Annotated in this window: 1 protein-coding gene; it reads left to right on the top strand. The window is 71.8% G+C overall.

Going from position 1 to position 504, the window contains the following annotated elements:
• A partial coding sequence (locus AL2_RS38275; protein WP_245667141.1) for a DUF6049 family protein occupies nt 1–504 on the top strand: 504 nt, incomplete at both ends.

Genomic DNA, 504 nt, shown 5'->3' with positions numbered 1-504 from the left:
TCAACCAGATCGTCAGCGAGGGGTCGCGGTCGGCCTCCGGGGGGCTGCTGACCGAGCAGCGGTTCCTGGCCGAGTCGGCGATGATCGCGGCGGAGGCGCCGAACCGGGTGCGCACCCTCGTCCTCGCCCCGGACCGGCACTGGAACCCGGCCGACGGGGTCGCGAAGAACCTGCTGAAGTACACCAAGGGCGCGGGCTGGCTGCGCGAGGTGCCGCTGGGCAAGATCGAGTCGGCCGCGCCGCAGGGCCGCGTCTTCAACGGCTACTCCGACGACTACCAGCAGTACGAGCTCGGCGACGCGCACCTCGCCCAGGTGGAGGCGATCTCCCGGAAGGCCAGGGCGTTCCAGTCCGTGCTGACCGGCCCGACCAAGATCTCCTACGAGCGGGCGGTGCTCCGCATGGAGTCCGCGGCGTGGCGGACGTCGCCGGGCCAGGCCAGGTCGGCCCGCAAGCAGCTGGAGGACGAGCTCGCGACCGACATGCACCGGGTCCGCATCGTCA

This window comes from Actinomadura latina NBRC 106108 (assembly GCF_001552195.1).
Lineage (GTDB): Bacteria > Actinomycetota > Actinomycetes > Streptosporangiales > Streptosporangiaceae > Spirillospora > Spirillospora latina.
This window is presented reverse-complemented; position numbering and strand designations above follow the sequence as displayed.